Here is a 16,901-nt window from a genome sequence, read left to right as displayed (position 1 = left end):
CTCTTTTTAAACTTGATCTCTTTCTAAAACAAAATTATAATAATATTAAAATTACGAAAGGAAATAATTAAATGCTAGATTCAAACGATTTAAAACTAATTAGCAAGCTTATGGACTATGCCCGCACCACCTGGGCCGAACTTGGCGCTATGGTGGGACTTTCCGCTCCGGCCGCCGCCGAACGGGTGCGCAAACTGGAGGAACGGAATGTAATCCGCGGTTACGCCGCCATCCTTGATCCGGAAGCCGTCGGGCTGGGTCTGGCTGCTTTTGTTTCCGTCACCCTGGAACACCCCCGGCATCGCCGCGGTTTTCTGCAAGCGGTGGCCAATACGCCGGCTATCCAGGAATGCCATCACATCGCCGGCGACGAAGACTACATCCTGAAAGTGCGCTGTACCGGCACGCGACAATTGGAAGAATTGGTCAGTAACAAACTCAAAAGCATCGAGGGCGTCACCAAAACCAAAACAACGGTTATTTTATCCACCGTAAAAGAAACTCCCCGCCTGCCGCTCGAACAATAAGCAAGGGGGAATGATCTTGGATTCTGTTCTTTGGTTCAAAGGGCTGGCTATTGGCTTTTCCATTGCCGCACCGGTCGGCCCCATCGGCATACTGTGCATTCGCCGTACCCTGACAGCCGGTATGACGGCAGGTTTTCTTTCCGGGGCCGGAGCAGCTACTGCGGACGCCATATACGGGAGCATGGCTGCCTACGGTTTGAGCGTTCTTTCCGCCTGGCTCATGACCTATCAAAGAACGCTGCAACTCATCGGTGGCCTCTTCCTATGCTATCTCGGCTGGCGCTGCTGCCGGCAGGAACCGGCACAGCATATGGCCGGGAACGCCGGCGGCAATTGGGCGGCCGCCTATCTGTCCACACTGCTCCTCACGCTCACTAACCCTATGACCATATTATCCTTTACCGCCATTTTATCCGGGCTCGGACTGGCAGCGGCCAACGCCGGCAAACAGGCACCGCTGCTCGTATTCGGCGTATTCTCCGGCTCCCTGCTGTGGTGGCTTTGCTTAAGCGGCGGCGTCAGCTTGTTCCGGACCGCGCTCAAGCCAACCTGCCTGCGTGGCATTAACCGGATTTCCGGCCTTATCATTCTGGCCTTCGGTATTTTCAGCCTGGCCGGCCGGTAGCTCCGTTTACATTCCCAGCCACTTCAACGCCATATCCAAGAAACCCGGCAGCAACGTCGTAACCAGCAGCAGCAATGTCAACGCAATCAGGAGAACCGTAAAAATCCAGGCTATCACATTATATCCGCGGGAATTGGCATACCGGCCCATTACGTTGCGGTTACTGGCAATGAGGACCATAAAAATCAGAATGGGCGGCAGCAAAATCCCGTTAACCACCTGTGACGTCAGCATGACATGGTACAATGACAGGCCCGGCCATAAGACCAGTCCGGCTCCCAAAACAATTAGAACCGTATAGAGACCGAAAAACACCGGCGCGTCCTTATATGTTTTACTCACGCCATGCTCGAAACCAAAGGCTTCGCAAATGGCATAGGCCGTACTTAGCGGCAAAATAAACGCCGCCAGCATGGAGGCTCCCAAGAGCCCAAAACCAAACAGCATACCGGCGTACTTGCCCGCCAGCGGCTCCAAAGCCAGGGCCGCATCTTTTGCGGTCTCGATGGAAATATGATTAACATACAGCGTTGCCGCCGTAGCCACAATGATAAAGAAAGCAATCAACCAGGTGAAAAAGGACCCGATCATAACGTCCCAAAATGTATACTTATAGTCCTTGGCTGTAATCCCCTTATCCACCACCGAGGCCTGAACATAAAACTGTCCCCAGGGCGTTATGGTTGTACCAATTACACCGATAGCCATGATCAGGAAATCCGTGTCTCGGCTAAAAAAGGGGGTCACCGAAGCGGCGAGAACCGTTACCCATGGCGGATTTGTAATCATCCCGGAAACTATATAGCTGAGAAAGGTTGCGCATAAAACGAAAAATACTTTTTCCGTCCTTTCATAACTGCCTCTCAGCACCAACCACCAAACCACCGCGGCCATGATCGGCACCGATATATATTTGGTGACGCCGAAAATTTCAAAACTCGTAGCGATCCCGGAAAATTCCGAAGCCGTGGTGCCGATATTGGCCACTAATAATACGCTCATTGCAAAAAAGGTCCACTTTACCCCGAATAACTCCCGGATTAAATCCGACAGACCCCGCCCGGTCACCGCTCCGGTACGGGCGGAAATTTCCTGGGCAATAACTAAACAAATTGTGCTGATAAGCATAGTAAACAGCAGCGCATAGCCGTATTTGGCCCCGGCGGCGGCATACGTGGCAATTCCGCCGGCGTCATTGTCGGCAAAGGCCGTGACAATTCCCGGTCCCATTACCGCCAGAAATAATCCCAGCCGGCCGCGCCAGCCTTTATTTTCATTCATTTTACCGCCCCCTTCCCGCACGTTTACTTAGGGCAAACCAAGAGTAAGCATCCAGTTTGCCGCGTTCCGGCAATAAGATATCGAGGACATCGTCAACCGTGACAATGCCCAGCAGTTCCTGCTGCTCATCCACAACCGGCACAGCCAGCAGGCCATACTTGTTGATCACGTCGGCCACCCGCTGATAATCGTCATCGTGATTCACCGACACAATCTTGGTATGCATAATATCCTGCAGGATAGTCTGCGGCCGGGCCACAATTAATTCCCGCAGCGACAACACCCCTTGCAGATGCTCTTCATCATCGGTAACATATAAATAATAAATGGTTTCCGCCGAAGGCGCCAGCTCCCGCAGTTGATTGATAACCTCTTCCGCCGTAAGACGGGTAGAAAAGGCAATAAATTCGGTCGTCATCAGGGAACCGGCCGTTCCCTCCTCGTACTGCATGAGCTCGCGGACTTCCTCGGCATCGTCCGCTTCCATCAACTTTAACAAGCCCTCAGATTTTTCCGCCGGCAATTCACCGAGAATATCGGCCGCTTCGTCCGGCGGCATTTCTTCCAGAATGTCGGACGCCCGGTGTTCATCCATTTGTTCAATGATTTCCACCTGCGTATCCAGGTCCATTTCAGCCAAAGCGTCAATGGCCTGCTGGGAATCCAGATTATCCATGAAGTCGGCTCGCCGTTTATAGTCCATCTCTTCAATTAAGTCGGCAATATCGGCCGGATGCAGTTCGCTCAGCTGCTGTTTTTCCCGGATGAGCTGAAGACTGGAATTCCAGCTTTCCAGGGGCTTAATGTATTGCCAGCCCAATAAATTGTTATTGTATTTGTATAGCAGAAATTCCAGACCGAGACGGCGGAACAAACCCCGCACCCCGATATCTACAGCCACCAAAACCATCCGTGGCCGGCCCTCCTGGGTGAGCCAGGACAGCGTAATATCATTAACCCGCACCATGCGGGACCCTTTAAGATCAATAATCTGCTTATCCAGCAGCCATTTGCTGATATAAATATCATTTTCCTGCAGTGGTACCGTAATCCGGGGCGAAAACTCATCCGTCAGTTGCAGCCCATCCTGGTCACAACTGACAATTTGGTCAACCGGAATCAGTTCATGCACTTTCCGGGCATATTTTACGCCAATTATTTGCGGATAAATCCCTTCCCACCGCACGGCCATGTCTTTTATACGGCCAATGCGACGACCGGCATGGTCTAAAATGGGTTTACCCAGTAATTGGCTGAAGAAAAATTCGCCTAATACTTTAACTCCGTTCATAACAATCCCCCCTCAATCGCCGGGATCCGTCCCATAAGGACATAGAGACCAAGCGATCCGTTTTATCTTTGGCTTATGACTACCTTCAGGGCCGGAATCCACATTACCACCTCCCTCTCCTGCCTATAGCTTCCCGAATTTAAGAATGAAATAAACATCGGCTGTGCATATTATTCTTATGGTTTTCCCGCATAAGAAAAAGACCTCCCTATTCTAAAGAAGGTCTTTACCGCTACGATGAAATTCGCGACCTTCCCCGCTCGTTGAGTTTTGGCACTGCATAACGTAGAGCTTTTACATATCTCAGCCACGTTAGATAAAACCTTAATCCGGTAATACCTGTTCTACCCATTGGCGTCTTTCGACGTTTCCGGGCAGTGGCCTATGTTCACGCAGGAGCCTCACCTAACAGAGAAAATATTATTTTTATTCTTCGTAATTTCATTATATGCGCAGAAAAATGGATTAGTCAATAAACCAACCCGCTTTTTTCAAAAAAAATTTCTCGCATTCATGCATTTAACCCTAAATTTACGGAAATTTAACAAAAAAACGAAACTGTTCCCCCTCTGATACGTCCGCAAATTCACTATATCTCTCTTTCCCCGCTTAGCTAGTTCATGAGCATTTGACATTTTGCTTACTTTTCGATAAAATATGTAATGTTGACACTGAAATTTCTGATTACCTCTTTGCTATTATTGGGGCGTCGCCAAGCGGTAAGGCACCGGACTCTGACTCCGGTATTCCTAGGTTCGAATCCTAGCGCCCCAGCCATATGTGACTCACTAGCTCAACTGGCAGAGCAACTGACTCTTAATCAGTAGGTTCACGGTTCGATTCCGTGGTGGGTCACCAGAAAATTCAAGCCTTCGCAAAATCGCGAAGGCTTTTTGTTATGGCCCTTGTAATATTCCTGCTGCAACGCACCCAGGTAATAGACACATACATGCAGGAAAACAGCCCTTACTCTTCACATTAGAAGCATGAGGGCTGATAATTAGGTTAAAGAGGCCGGATCCACATAAATACCAATAGAAGCGCCATACCATAAAAGGGCTCCTAAAAGAGCCACGAATAAAACATAGCCACCAATGATCAGGGCCTTAGCACTCAATGTTATTTGGTCACTTGCTTCCACCGGTTCATTATATTTTTCATGACAATATGTATTTGCCATTTTACTCATCCCTTTCAAACGAATTACTAGTTAATTAAATATTTATTGGCTTTTATTATATATCACAAATAACGGCTTGTAAATGAGAACAATTATTGTCGAAATATTTAATTACGCTCTACTTTTTTGACAAGTACGAAAATTTGATTTCTGATTTTTTTAAAGATAACCCCTATATTTTTGTGATGCTTACCAGCAAGAGATTCCGTTTTTTGAATATCGGTCCTGTTAAAATATGGTATAATGAGTTATTATTTTTCATTCGTTAGGAGAGGATGAAATAGTATGACTTTACCATATTTCGATTTTATTGCCCAGTGGTTTGTGCGCCTTGTTCACAACGAATGGTTTCTCGGATTGTTACTCATATCATTTATCCTTTTCCTTAGCATGCGTTCGGTCTTCCGGGCTAAGCGAATGATGGAGAAGTTAGTAAAAAATGGCGTGGTGGCGGTCGCCCGAATTAATCATCTGGAACAAACAGGCACCTTTATTAACAACCAGCCCGAGTTAAAGATCCAGGCCACCGCATATCCCCGGAATCAGGCGCCTGTACAACTTGAAATAAAACAGGTAATTACACTGATTTCACTGCCGCAAGTGCAAGTCGGCTCCCAAGTTATAGTTGCGTATAATCCATCCCGTCCGGCACAGGCTGTTATTTTAGGTGAAAAATACATCAATAAAATGAACTTAAATGAGCTCTTACCCGGACCGTCCGGTACGGAAACCCCGCAAACCAGTGAATTGGCCACGCTGCTCACTAATCTGGCCAGTCCCCCTCCCGAAAAACCCCAAGGAGTAAATACCCCAAGCATTGATCCTTTCGGTGAAAAAAAAGGCCGGGAGTTCGCCCGGGTCCTGCGAGTAGTGGATACCGGTCAGAATGTGAACGGTCATCCGGTGCAAAGTGTGCACCTGCAAATAACCCCCCGAAACGGGCAGAGCTGGGAAGCCTTATTAACCTTATTGGCACCCTGTTTTTGTCCCTATGAAAGCGGCGAGATCGTTGAAGTTGTGTTTGATTATGCGAATTCCCAGGGTACAATTGGTATCCTGAGCCGTAGTCCGGATTATAAATTGGATTCACGCTCCAAATTTCATAACATTTCGCAAGCTGTATACCGCCTGCTTACAATCGAACGGTCAGGCTATTATGCGGGGACTGCGGAGTTCCTCTTTATTAAAGCCCAAGCAGCATTTGCCGGCAATGTAATCGATGTTGAAATAGTTATGCCGGAACCCAAAGGGATCCGGCTGCAACCGAATATGACGGTCAGCAGTTTTTGCTGGCGGGATGATTTTGAAAAGAGCGCCCGTTTGCAAAAACAGAAACGGGGCATTGCCCGGGTCGATTCGGTAGAAATTACCAGGTTATTCTGGGGCCAAAATCCGGTAGTAAGAATTAACGTAACCCTGGAAGAGGATGGATCGGCGGCGTTACTCGAGGAACCAATGCATACCTTGCATATCCCGGAAATAGGAAAGCATATTTTTGTGGCTTATAGTCCCATGACCAAAGAGGCAACTTTGTTGGGCTCAAAAATTTAACAATGATTAAGAAAAACACTATCGCGGTTGTTCGGTAATTAGTATAGGATTCTTTTCGCTTTGGGAGATAACTTTTTATTTTAGAATGACGAAGTATAATAATGGAAAGATGTTATACTGTTGAGCGGGAGCAAAATTATGAGACAATCATTAACCAGAAAAATCCAAACGAACCTGGCCAATATGAGCAGCAGTCAGAGAAAAATCGCTGAATACTTATCCCACCACTATGAGAAAGCGGTTTTTCTGACCGCCAGGGAACTGGGTAATTCTCTTGGGGTAAGCGAATCCACCGTAATCCGGTTTGCTGTCCTGTTAGGATATTCCGGTTATCCGGAGCTGCAAAAAGCGTTGCAGCAAATGGTGCAAAACCGTATAACTACCGTGGAGAGACTGCAACGTATGCCCATTGAGGCAGACGGCAATATAATTAATAAAGTACTTGCCTCGGACATAAATTCGATCCGGTTAACCATGGAATCGGCCAATCCTGACTTCGGCAGGGCCGTGAATGCCATAACGAGGGCTGACAATATATATATTGTCAGCGGACGAAGCGCCGCTGCTCTCGGCTATTTCTTGTTTTTTTATCTTCAGATGCTTTTGAAAAACTGCCGTAACATAAACGGAGCGGGAACATTTATTGAAGAATTGCGTCCAGCCGGTCCGGGTGACCTGGTGATTGGAATTTCCTATCCCCGGTATACGCGGCAGACCATGGAGGGCTTAAAACTGGCTAAGGCAAACGGTGCCAAAGTTCTGGCCATTACTGATTCCGTTACTTCTCCCCTGGTACAGTACAGCGACTACACTCTAATCGCCCGGAGTGTGCAGACCTCTTTTATTGACAGTTTCGTAGCCCCGTTAAGTCTTCTCAACGCTTTAATCATTGCCGTCGGCAACAAAAATAATACGAAAACGGCGAAAGCACTGGGAGAACTTGAGGCTGTCTGGCAAACTTTTCATATTTACCATACAGAAAATTAAGCCCGGGAAAGAATACTTTCCCGGGCTTAACTATGGCATCGGTTACGATAATCCCAATATTTGTTTGGTTTCTTCGGGAGATGCAATCTCTCTGCCCATAGCCTTGGCAAGGCTGGCAATGCGCTCTACCAGGCCGGTATTGGTTGCCAGCTTTCCTTTACTATAAAAAATATTATCCTCTACACCAACCCTGACATGTCCCCCCAGCGCCATGGCAATCATTGACAAGGGGACATGCATCGGTCCGACCACAGATACACTCCAGACAGAATTGGGCGGCAGACTCTCCACTAGAAAAAATAGATTTTTGGGCGTTGCCGGCAGAGAACCCTTAACTCCCAAAACAAGATTGAACTGAAGTGGTTCTTTTATCAGGCCTTTCTTTTGGAGTTCGAGAGCATTATTTATCATGGCGCTGTCGAATATCTCCAGTTCGGGCTTAATTTTCCTTGCCAGCATTGTCTTAGCCAAAAATTCAATGAGTTGGGGCTCATTCAGATTAGCCGATGCCGGAAAATTGGAAGAACCGGTTGCCAAGCTGGCCGAATCAGGATTCAAAGTAAGCGCCTCCGCCCTGTCCTCGGGAGTTTTTCCAGCTCTCGCTCCTGTAGAGATCTGCCGTATAATGGAACATCCTTTATCATCCAAGCGTCTAAGTATTTCCGCAAAAAACCGTTTTTCATGGGTCGGCTTGCCTGCTTCATCCCGGGCATGAATGTGGGCCACGGAAGCGCCCAATTGCCGGCACTCCACAATATCCCGGACAATTTCCTCCGGTGTTACCGGTACATGTGGCGTCATTTCCTTCGTCGGTACATTTCCCGTAGGCGCGACAGTTATAATTAGTTTTTGCATCGCCAATCCCCCTATCGATAAATACCAATTTGCTGCTCAAAATCGGCGAAGCCTGAGACCATGGCTTCAATTAACTCATCCGCTTGGTCTTTCGTTATAATTAACGGCGGTGCCAGCAGGAATTGATCGCCGTTTTCGCCGTCGGCATTGCCGCTGCCGGGATAAACGATAATACCGTGTTTCATCAGGGTAACCGTAATCTTTTCCGCTATACCTAAATACACCGGGAACGGTTCTTTGGTTGCCTTGCTTTTTACCAATTCCACTCCCTGCATTAATCCTTTACCGCGCACATCGCCAACAAACCAGAAAGGAAGCAGCCTTTCCCGCAGTTGAGTCAGCAGGTATTCTCCCACATTACGGGAATTTGCCGCTAAATTCTGTTCCACCAGCGTCCGGACAACCGCTACCGCCACGGCAGCAGAAAGAGGGTTTCCGCCGTAGGTATGCCCATGAACAAATGCGCCGGAACCTTGTTTGAAAGCATTGTAGATTTCATCTTTGGCGATGACTCCGCCCAGCGGTGAATAACCGGCGCTCATGCCTTTCGCGGCGCAAATCAGATCGGGAACGACGTCCCAGTCTTCCATTGCAAACATGGCCCCGGTTCGTCCGAATCCCGTCATTACTTCATCATCAATTACCAGAATGTCATAGTGGTCGCAAATCTGACGGACGATCCTGAAATAATCCTTATGGGGAACAATAGCGCCGCATGCCGCCCCGCCCACCGGTTCAGCAATGAATGCGGCTACCGTATCTGAGCCTTCCATTTTAAGTGCCCGTTCCAAATCGTACGCACAATCCACTCCGCAGGTATCCGGATTCCTGCCAAAAGGACAGCGATAGCAGTAGGCTGGGGCGATATGCGGAAAATCCAGTAATAGGGGCGCATACTTTTTGCGGCGTTTGTCACCAGTCATTGACAGAGCGCCAATGGTATTGCCATGATAGCTTTTCCAGCGGGAAATCACTTTATATTTGCCTGATTTCCCGTCCCGCTCCAGAAAATATTGTCTGGCCATTTTGAGCGCAGCCTCGGTTGCTTCCGAGCCGCCGGAAACCAGATACAGTTTATTTAGCGAACCGGGGGTCAGACCGGCAACCAGATTGGCAAGTTCTTTAATCGGCGCAGAAGTCCACCGGGACAAATGGCTGAACGCAACCTTTTCCGCCTGGTCGGCCATAGCCTTCAGAACCTTCGGATGGGCATGACCAAGATTGGAAACGGCCGCTCCGGAACAGGCGTCTATATACCGGTTTCCGTCTGTATCGTATAGATAGATTCCTTCCCCCCGGTCAACTTCTGTATATTCCTTCTTAATATTGCGATAAAAAACATTATCCATCGCGTTATCTCTCCCATTTTGACAAGTTTTACTTCATTATATCATCTAAAATGAAGGATTTCCATCAAATTCACTAAAAACGTGATCGTTAAACCAAGCCATAAAACTAAGCCACGAAATACGGCATAACCGTATTTCGTGGCTTTCGTTCTGATCCTTATAAAACTTTCTTCCGTCTCTAATAGGCTGCACAATCTATCCCTGCTCCGATTCAAACGCCCACTGTTTTACTTCTTCTTTCCATTATAACCGTATCCCGCCAAATACCATCTAAGCAGGCGATCCTTTCTCTTATGCCAACTTGTCTAAAACCGCACTGTTGATGGATTTTCAGGCTTGCCGTATTTTCCGGGAAAACACTGCTGCTCAGTGTCCAAATGTTATTCTTCTCCGATGATTCAATTACTCTTTCCATTAATAATTTACCGATCCCTTTTCCCGAGTGGTTCAAATCAACATATAAACTGACTTCGGCTACTCCCGCATAAGCCGTTCTTGCTGAAACGGGAGCAATTGCAACCCAGCCGGCCACTACATTATTTTCAATCCATACAAACCGGGAATAGGAATGATGCTTGGAATCCCACTCTTCCCACGACGGAATCCTGGTTTCAAAAGTTGCATTCCGGGTCTTGATTCCCATGCCGTAAATTTCCAAAACCCTTGACGCATCAGTTAGAAGCATTTCTCTAATCAATCGTTTCTCCCTCCTAATATGCTATTTTTTATTTATTAAAGAAGGTTTCCCCCATTATATTTACCGAAATGTTACCCCAGCTTATTCTCATTTTACCATTTTCCGGCTATTTCGGTGCAAACTTCAGAACGCAAATAGACTGACACAATGTTGTGTCAGTCTATTCCACCTGTCTAAACGAAAGCCTTCATTATTTAGACTGAAAAGTATGGCAGTTCGTTTGTTCACTGGCGCGGGCACTCGTGCCGCCGCCGTCTACGTTGACCTCAATTGCCGAAGCCTCGCAGCGCTCGCCGCTTTTCCAGTATCTGCAACTGGATACCGTACATTTGACTCCCGGTAATGCCATGTAAATCAAAACCCCCTTGTAATTTTTAAAATACATTATATTATTTGTCCCTCAAAAGAAAAAAATACTAAAGTGAAACCGTAGTAATTTTTTTATTATCCCGTAAGTATTATACTTATAAGAACCGCAGGAGTTTCACTTCCGAGAAAGAACTGTTAAACTTTAGTAATCCTATTGTGATATATTAAAACTAACCGGGTTTTTAAGTGTGTTGTGTGACAATATCATGATAAGGAGAATTTAATTATGTCAAAATGGCTTATCAGGGTTTGTATCTCGCTTGTTATTTTCATGATTACCCTTATTCCTATAGTCAATGCGGCCAGCATTGCCGAAAAGCGCCAGGCTATCCGGGAAACCGCCGCAAAAACACTGGAACGGTTGTATAAAGTCCATCCAGGCGCCCGGAATGCAATCGAAACTGCCGCGGGCTATGCCGTATTCAGTAACAGCGAGATAAAAATTTTTCTATTTGGGGGCGGCCACGGCCAAGGTATTGCCGTAAATAACAATACCGGAAGAGAAGTCTTTATGAAGAAAGCAGATATTGGTATTGGTTTGGGCCTGGGTATAAAAAGTTATAGCGAGATTTTTGTTTTTGAAACCTCAAAAGCGTTCAACCGGTTTATTGACCAAGGCTGGGACTTTGGAGCCCAAACTACGCTGGCGGCAACAGATGGTGTAAATGGCGGCGCATTTCAAGGTGCCGTCTCGATTTGGCCCGGGGCATGGCTGTACCAGTTGACTGATAAAGGACTGGCCCTGGAAGTAACCGGCCAGGGCAACCGTTACTACAAAGACAGCGAGCTAAACTAAACGAAGCGAATATAAGAAAAACCGCTTAACGCGGTCTTTCTTGTTACAGTTACCATTCTATTATGACTCCACCATGAGTCAACCCGGCACCAAAACCATATAGGACCATTTTATCTCCTGCTTTAATCTTGTCTTCTTCTAAAGCCAGCCAAATTGCCAGCGGAATTGAAACCGATGAAGTATTTCCATAGAATTCATTGCTTACTAACGTTTTCTCTATCGGGAACTCGAGTCTTTCACAAATGGCTTTTATCATCCGCAAATTGGCGCTGTGGGGAACAAACCACTGGATATCTTCGAGGGTCAAGTCTCCTCTTTTTAAAAGACTGCGAACCCCTTCGGGAATATTTTTAACCACATATTCATAGAGAAATTTACCTTCCTGCTGAAACAACCGTTTCTTGCCTACCTCCCAGCCATTGATTCTTTCCGCTAAATTACTGCAGGAGATATTATGCGCCAGTTTTCCATCGGAAGTGAAGTAGGAGGCAATAACGCTTCCTTTTTCATCGGTCCGTTCTACGAGTGTGGCTACCGCAGCATCACCAAAAAGGACACAAGTATTTCTGTCTGAATAGTCTAAAATCTTGGATATCACTTCAGAGGCAATCACTAATACTTTATTATTATGTCCGGAGGTTATTAACGAATCAGCTACACATAAACCATACGCGAATCCCGTACAGCCGGAGTTTATGTCCATTGTTCCCGCTGCTTTCATATTAAAGTGACCCTGTACTACCGCCGCAACCGTAGGCAAAAAATGATCCGGCGTAAACGTGGTTACGATAACCATATCTACGTCGTCCACCCTGACATTTTTCTTTTCAATTAAGTTCTCAACCGCCTTGATTGCCAGGTCTGTTGCAAATTCTTCCTTTCCCGCCAGTCGTCTTTCCTTTACGCCGGTACGCCGGACAATCCATTCATTACTGGTATCAACCATCTTTTCCAGGTCCTGGTTCGTCAACTTTCCAGGCGGTACATAGGTTCCCAGTCCGGTTATTTTGGATTTTGATTTATTCATGGTTACCTCCCAACCCTTTTTGCCAGCTGATATTATCACTTGGTGCTAAATATACGTTAGCGTCACTATACCATAATCTAAAGAATTTTTCAACAACACTTTATAAAGTCTCCTCTTACCCTTCCCCGGCTTTATCCAATTAATACGTTACCTGCTATATCGTTAAAAAAAAGTATCAGCTTTCCGCTGATACTCTTACCTATCTTTACGTCTGCGTTTGGTATATATCCTATCAACCTTTAGTCACCGAAAAAGACATCGTTTAGCCACCGGCCCTTCTGTTCTTTTCCTTGGGAATTTACAAATTCCCCCAAACCGGAACGGAAATCATTCAGCCAATGTCCGGTGTAACGGTCACCGTTCGGCCAAACCATTGTACCACTTCCCTGCCGGAGTCCCCGGCGAAATTCCCCGTCATACCGGCCACCGTCCGGATAGCATTCTGCTCCTTTTCCATCGGGTTGTCCGTTAACTAGTGAACCGGTATACTTCGAGCCGTCCGGCAACAGGAAATCTTTTACGTACTGGACGGCATGACCGGGTAACTGCCCGGCTCCGGGGCCGGCAGGGTTATCCTTTGGTTCTCCCGGTGCAGTTAATTTCCGGAGTTGTTCATTGAGCAGGTCAATATCTTCCGTGTTTACTTTGCATTCCAGGTCGATGCGGAATACGATTTCATTATCTTCGAAGCTGCGGTGCTCCGCTATGAGCTTACTTTGCATTTTCGCCAGAGCGACGGTTTGAATCCAGTCTTCAACCAGCTTATAGTTCCGGACGGTTGTAGCACTGGCAATGATAACCCCGGCTTCTTCCAGCGCTTTGCGCTGCGCATCCTGCCAGGCCCGCTCTTTAGCGTTAACTTCCGTTTCATTTTCACCGACCCGGGCTACCCCTTCCACTAAGATTGTTTTGGATTCAGCATATACCACGGGGACATGGGAAATGCCGGCAAAAACAAAAGTGAATAAAAGGATGAAATAGAACCAGGACGCAAAGGGCATTGACTTTTTCATGGTTTTGTTCCTCCCAAGATGATAAAGAATTAGTTATACGCAATTTTTGAAAATCCTTCTTTGGCCGGAAAACAGCATTCTATTAGAGCTGCAACCTAAAAAACTCTCTTTCCCAAAGCCGATGTAATAAGCTCTACCGCTAATTTAGCCGTACTATTTCCGCCTTTATCCTCAATAGGATTTACTTCAACCATCTCCAGCGACTTAAGTATATTGGCTTCGGCAATAAGCTCCAAGGCAAGATGCGCTTCCCGGTAGTTAAGACCGCCTGTTACCGGTGTACCCACCCCCGAAGCAATTGATGGGTCGACCACGTCCATATCAAAACTGACATGAACTCCGCTCCCGTCACGCCCCGCTATGCGTATTGCTTCCTCTACCACCTTGGCTATGCCCAGCTCATCAATTTTTTTCATGCTATAAACAGTTACTTGGGAACGCTTCAATTTTTCCTTCTCTTCCGGGTCCAAATCCCGGACACCAATGATGACCATCTTTTTCTCTTTTATCTTGGGAGCAAAACCGCCAATACCGACAAGCTCCGAGCATCCCCTGCCACAGGCGGCAGCTAGTGACATTCCATGGATATTTCCGGTTTCACTTGTCGCCAATGTATTAAAATCTCCGTGCGCATCGAACCATATCAGCCCGATATCAGGAATTTTTTGCGCCACCCCCATAATGGACCCAATTGCAATGCTATGGTCCCCTCCTAAAATCAGGGGGAAATTCTCTCTATCTAAAATACCGCCTACCACATTGCCTAGCTTTTCACAAGCTTTGCTAATTTCCGCCAGAAAATGAAGGTTACCATTTTCGGTTTTTATACTTTCCGGAACGGGAATTTCAATGTTGCCTCTGTCTATGACTTCCAGTTCCATTTTACGCAAGGCCTTACTAAGGCCGGCATACCGGATGGCACTTGGCCCCATATCTGTTCCCCGCCGGTTTGCCCCCAAGTCCATTGGCACCCCGATTATCTCGATTACCATGAATTGTTCCTCCACCTGTTTGATTTACTCCCTTCGTTACTTATTGTATACGGCCACTTCCTTTTGTAATCAAACTCCGGGGAATTTACCGTTACTCCAATACCTATTGTGATTTGGCTGCAAGCTATTATAAGAATTGTATTGGAAAATTATATAATGTTAGGAATTTGTAACAGTTTTATCATAACTTTGTAATAATTGCATGGTACCCTTTAAAAAGGAAAGGTGTCGTTACAGAGCACTCACAGACCGCTTAGCAAATAAATTGTTTAACACAAGGGGGCCCTTACCCATGCATCCATTGGTATCGATCATCATCTGTACTTATAACCGTAGTAATTGCCTGGATCAGCTTCTATCCGGACTTGCGCAGCTTAGTTATCCCAATTATGAAATCATCGTCGTTGACAACAATTCAACGGATTGTACTTATGAAATTTGCCAAAAATATGATCTAATCTATCTAAAAGAACCCAGGCAGGGCTCTTCCTATGCGCGAAATCGAGGCGTCGAGAAAAGCTCCGGAAAATACCTGCTTTTTTTAGACGACGATACGGTTATAATTCATTCTTCCCTAATCGAAAAAATGCTGCAGGGTTTTAAACTAACAGACCATGTCGGGGCCGTAGGCGCTCAAATTATATCCCGTTTTGCCGGTACAAATCCCAATATATATGCGGATTTATGCTTACCTTATAACGGTCAGGATTTTGGCCGGAACAAAATCATTACGGACCATACCGAAAATTTAATGGGTGCATGTATTATGTATTCCCGGCGAGCAGTCGGGCGAATCCGTTTTGCCCCGGCATTGGGCCGGAAAGGAAAAAACCTGCTGGGTAAGGAAGAACTTCAATTAAATGACCGCATCCGCCAAAAGGGTTATTGGCTGGTTTATATCCATGATGCAAAAATTTTGCATGAAATCTGTGAAACAAGATCCACTTTTGAATTTGCCTCCAAGCTTTATTTTTCAGAAGGAATGTCGGAATATCTTGCCGCACCCCCGCTGATCATTTTCCGGAAAATACACAAAGCAGCGTTCTTATCCCTTCTAATGTTGTTTTCCCTTTGCTCCTTAAATCAAAAACATACGGTTAACAGCTATATGAAATTGTGTCATTGCCTGGGAATCATGTACGGGCCAATCTTTCGAATAACCAATAAATATATTTCTGTTTAATATATTGGGGTGTCTTAAAGAAGACACCCCTTTTCTTATCCGGCTAAGGACCCTAAGACCTTGACTACAGCCTGGAAAAAAGCGACTTATGGCAGCGACCGCAGTATCAAATTAGATACTATGGCACAAAAAGGTGCATACTTGACCAAATAACCCTATTAATTTACGATTATACTGGTACGTAAAAACTAGAAACGTGAGGTGGATTTAAATGAAAGTGATCGCCATTCTCGGCAGCCCGCGTAAAGAAGGAAATTCAGCGGTTCTAGCCCAGGAAGCCTTAAAAGGGGCCGCATCAGCCGGAGCGGAAACAGGCATTTTTTTTGCAAACGAATTAAATATTAAAGGCTGTCAGGCTTGTTATGCCTGCAAAAAATCAGGAAAATGCGCCATACAAGACGACATGACCGGGCTGTATGATGCCATAACCAAAGCCGACGCCATCCTATTTGCATCACCAATCTACATGTGGGGAATGACTGCTCAGTTAAAATTGATTATTGACCGGCTGTATGCCTATTTTAATCTTGACCATAGCAGCCGTCTACCCAAAAATAAAAAAGTCGGGCTTATTTTTACCCAGGGTAACCCCGACCAGTCTTCATTCCAGCCTTATATGGAGCAGGTAGCTAAATTACTACAGTTTTTGGGTTTTGGGGAAACCAGGACGTTGCATGGTTATGGCTGGCGGGAAATCGACTGTGCCAAACGGGATCAGTCTATGCTGAAGTCGGCCTTCGATCTCGGCTGCCAACTGGCAAAATCCTAACGGAAAATAATAAGAAAGCTCAACTAACGGTATCCTAAAGTGCCCCCTGTCAAGTAGACAGTAAAAAAACAAAAATTTTTATGATGCCAACTGAATTATGGTTGGCATCATTGTTTATGCAGCTGTACTCAAAAGATACTGTCTGTACTCTAGCGGAGCCATACAGTTCAGTCGCTTTTGATAACGATGGTTATTGTAGTACGATATGTATTCACTGATTGCATCTTCCAACTCATCGTATGAACGGAACTTTTTTAGATAATACATCTCTGATTTCATCATTCCCCAGAATGCTTCCATGGGACCGTTGTCTATGCATCTTGAAACCCTGGACATGCTTTGTGTCATCTCTGCATCAACAAGCTTTTTATGAAAAGTCTTACTTGTATACTGAAATCCCCTGTCACTA

At 46.1% G+C, this 16,901-nt stretch carries 18 protein-coding genes, 2 tRNA genes and 1 riboswitch; of the genes, 9 read left to right on the top strand and 11 right to left on the bottom strand.

Going from position 1 to position 16,901, the window contains the following annotated elements:
- Positions 1-71: 71 nt before the first annotated feature.
- Both LUCIF_RS02730 and LUCIF_RS02725 read left to right on the top strand, forming a co-directional pair.
- On the top strand, positions 72-527 hold the full coding sequence (locus LUCIF_RS02730) for an Lrp/AsnC family transcriptional regulator (RefSeq protein ID WP_122626342.1): 456 nt from the start codon (positions 72-74) through the stop codon (positions 525-527).
- A gap of 16 nt (positions 528-543) precedes the next feature.
- Positions 544-1,152 (top strand): LysE family translocator, encoded by a 609-nt coding sequence (locus tag LUCIF_RS02725; RefSeq protein ID WP_165865862.1) that lies wholly within the window; start codon positions 544-546, stop codon positions 1,150-1,152.
- A 6-nt stretch (positions 1,153-1,158) separates the two neighbouring features.
- Here LUCIF_RS02725 and LUCIF_RS02720 read toward each other — a convergent pair whose 3' ends face one another.
- Both LUCIF_RS02720 and LUCIF_RS02715 read right to left on the bottom strand, forming a co-directional pair.
- Entirely contained in the window at positions 1,159-2,433 is a 1,275-nt protein-coding gene (locus LUCIF_RS02720) for an Nramp family divalent metal transporter (protein WP_122626340.1), read from the bottom strand.
- Between the two features lies 1 nt (position 2,434).
- The gene (locus tag LUCIF_RS02715; RefSeq protein WP_122626339.1) at positions 2,435-3,724 is read right to left on the bottom strand and encodes a magnesium transporter MgtE N-terminal domain-containing protein; all 1,290 of its coding nucleotides are present in this window, start codon (positions 3,722-3,724) and stop codon (positions 2,435-2,437) included.
- A gap of 248 nt (positions 3,725-3,972) precedes the next feature.
- Positions 3,973-4,144: riboswitch (M-box (ykoK) riboswitch) on the bottom strand.
- Positions 4,145-4,426: 282 nt separating this feature from the next.
- Here LUCIF_RS02715 and LUCIF_RS02710 point away from each other — a divergent pair.
- Together LUCIF_RS02710 and LUCIF_RS02705 are read left to right on the top strand one after the other, a co-directional pair.
- Positions 4,427-4,501, top strand: a tRNA-Gln gene (locus LUCIF_RS02710).
- Positions 4,502-4,506: 5 nt separating this feature from the next.
- A tRNA-Lys gene (locus tag LUCIF_RS02705) sits at positions 4,507-4,582 on the top strand.
- Between the two features lie 142 nt (positions 4,583-4,724).
- Here LUCIF_RS02705 and LUCIF_RS02700 read toward each other — a convergent pair.
- Entirely contained in the window at positions 4,725-4,904 is a 180-nt protein-coding gene (locus LUCIF_RS02700) for a hypothetical protein (protein WP_122626338.1), read from the bottom strand.
- Between the two features lie 285 nt (positions 4,905-5,189).
- On the opposite strand from LUCIF_RS02700, the gene LUCIF_RS02695 reads away from it, so the two are divergent.
- Together LUCIF_RS02695 and LUCIF_RS02690 are read left to right on the top strand one after the other, a co-directional pair.
- A complete protein-coding gene (locus LUCIF_RS02695) occupies positions 5,190-6,455 on the top strand; it encodes a hypothetical protein (protein WP_122626337.1) in 1,266 nt (421 codons plus the stop codon).
- A 138-nt stretch (positions 6,456-6,593) separates the two neighbouring features.
- Positions 6,594-7,442, top strand: a complete 849-nt coding sequence (locus LUCIF_RS02690; protein ID WP_122626336.1) for a MurR/RpiR family transcriptional regulator — start codon at positions 6,594-6,596, stop codon at positions 7,440-7,442.
- Positions 7,443-7,484: 42 nt separating this feature from the next.
- Here the strand turns inward: LUCIF_RS02690 and LUCIF_RS02685 are convergent, their stop codons facing one another.
- The 4 genes from LUCIF_RS02685 to LUCIF_RS02670 all read right to left on the bottom strand — a co-directional run bounded on the left by LUCIF_RS02685 (position 7,485) and on the right by LUCIF_RS02670 (position 10,692).
- Positions 7,485-8,297 (bottom strand): beta-keto acid cleavage family enzyme, encoded by an 813-nt coding sequence (locus LUCIF_RS02685; protein WP_122626335.1) that lies wholly within the window; start codon positions 8,295-8,297, stop codon positions 7,485-7,487.
- Positions 8,298-8,308: 11 nt separating this feature from the next.
- A complete protein-coding gene (locus tag LUCIF_RS02680; RefSeq protein WP_122626334.1) occupies positions 8,309-9,646 on the bottom strand; it encodes an aspartate aminotransferase family protein in 1,338 nt (445 codons plus the stop codon).
- A 211-nt stretch (positions 9,647-9,857) separates the two neighbouring features.
- Entirely contained in the window at positions 9,858-10,343 is a 486-nt protein-coding gene (locus LUCIF_RS02675) for a GNAT family N-acetyltransferase (RefSeq protein WP_207856893.1), read from the bottom strand.
- Between the two features lie 190 nt (positions 10,344-10,533).
- Positions 10,534-10,692 carry a DUF1540 domain-containing protein gene (locus LUCIF_RS02670; RefSeq protein ID WP_122626333.1) on the bottom strand — a complete coding sequence of 53 codons (159 nt, stop codon included), beginning with the start codon at positions 10,690-10,692 and terminating at the stop codon, positions 10,534-10,536.
- 246 nt (positions 10,693-10,938) lie between these two features.
- Here LUCIF_RS02670 and LUCIF_RS02665 point away from each other — a divergent pair, with 246 nt between their 5' ends.
- On the top strand, positions 10,939-11,508 hold the full coding sequence (locus tag LUCIF_RS02665) for a lipid-binding SYLF domain-containing protein (protein WP_122626332.1): 570 nt from the start codon (positions 10,939-10,941) through the stop codon (positions 11,506-11,508).
- 49 nt (positions 11,509-11,557) lie between these two features.
- Here the strand turns inward: LUCIF_RS02665 and LUCIF_RS02660 are convergent, their stop codons facing one another.
- From LUCIF_RS02660 to rocF, 3 genes are all read right to left on the bottom strand, one after another.
- Positions 11,558-12,535 (bottom strand): ketoacyl-ACP synthase III, encoded by a 978-nt coding sequence (locus LUCIF_RS02660; protein WP_122626331.1) that lies wholly within the window; start codon positions 12,533-12,535, stop codon positions 11,558-11,560.
- Between the two features lie 239 nt (positions 12,536-12,774).
- Positions 12,775-13,548 (bottom strand): MORN repeat-containing protein, encoded by a 774-nt coding sequence (locus LUCIF_RS02655; protein ID WP_122626330.1) that lies wholly within the window; start codon positions 13,546-13,548, stop codon positions 12,775-12,777.
- 95 nt (positions 13,549-13,643) lie between these two features.
- On the bottom strand, positions 13,644-14,540 hold the full coding sequence (gene rocF / locus LUCIF_RS02650; protein ID WP_122626329.1) for an arginase: 897 nt from the start codon (positions 14,538-14,540) through the stop codon (positions 13,644-13,646).
- A 292-nt stretch (positions 14,541-14,832) separates the two neighbouring features.
- On the opposite strand from rocF, the gene LUCIF_RS02645 reads away from it, so the two are divergent.
- Both LUCIF_RS02645 and LUCIF_RS02640 read left to right on the top strand, forming a co-directional pair.
- On the top strand, positions 14,833-15,723 hold the full coding sequence (locus LUCIF_RS02645; protein WP_165865861.1) for a glycosyltransferase family 2 protein: 891 nt from the start codon (positions 14,833-14,835) through the stop codon (positions 15,721-15,723).
- A gap of 211 nt (positions 15,724-15,934) precedes the next feature.
- On the top strand, positions 15,935-16,492 hold the full coding sequence (locus LUCIF_RS02640; RefSeq protein WP_122626327.1) for a flavodoxin family protein: 558 nt from the start codon (positions 15,935-15,937) through the stop codon (positions 16,490-16,492).
- A 114-nt stretch (positions 16,493-16,606) separates the two neighbouring features.
- Here the strand turns inward: LUCIF_RS02640 and LUCIF_RS02635 are convergent.
- On the bottom strand, positions 16,607-16,901 hold a 295-nt coding region (locus tag LUCIF_RS02635; protein WP_165865860.1), incomplete at its 5' end, for an IS3 family transposase.

The sequence above is a fragment of the Allolucifera butyrica genome (genome assembly GCF_900476375.1).
GTDB lineage: Bacteria > Bacillota > Negativicutes > Sporomusales > UPPP01 > Lucifera > Lucifera butyrica.
The sequence above is the reverse complement of the archived record's forward strand: the minus strand, read 5'-3'. Positions and strand labels throughout refer to the sequence as shown.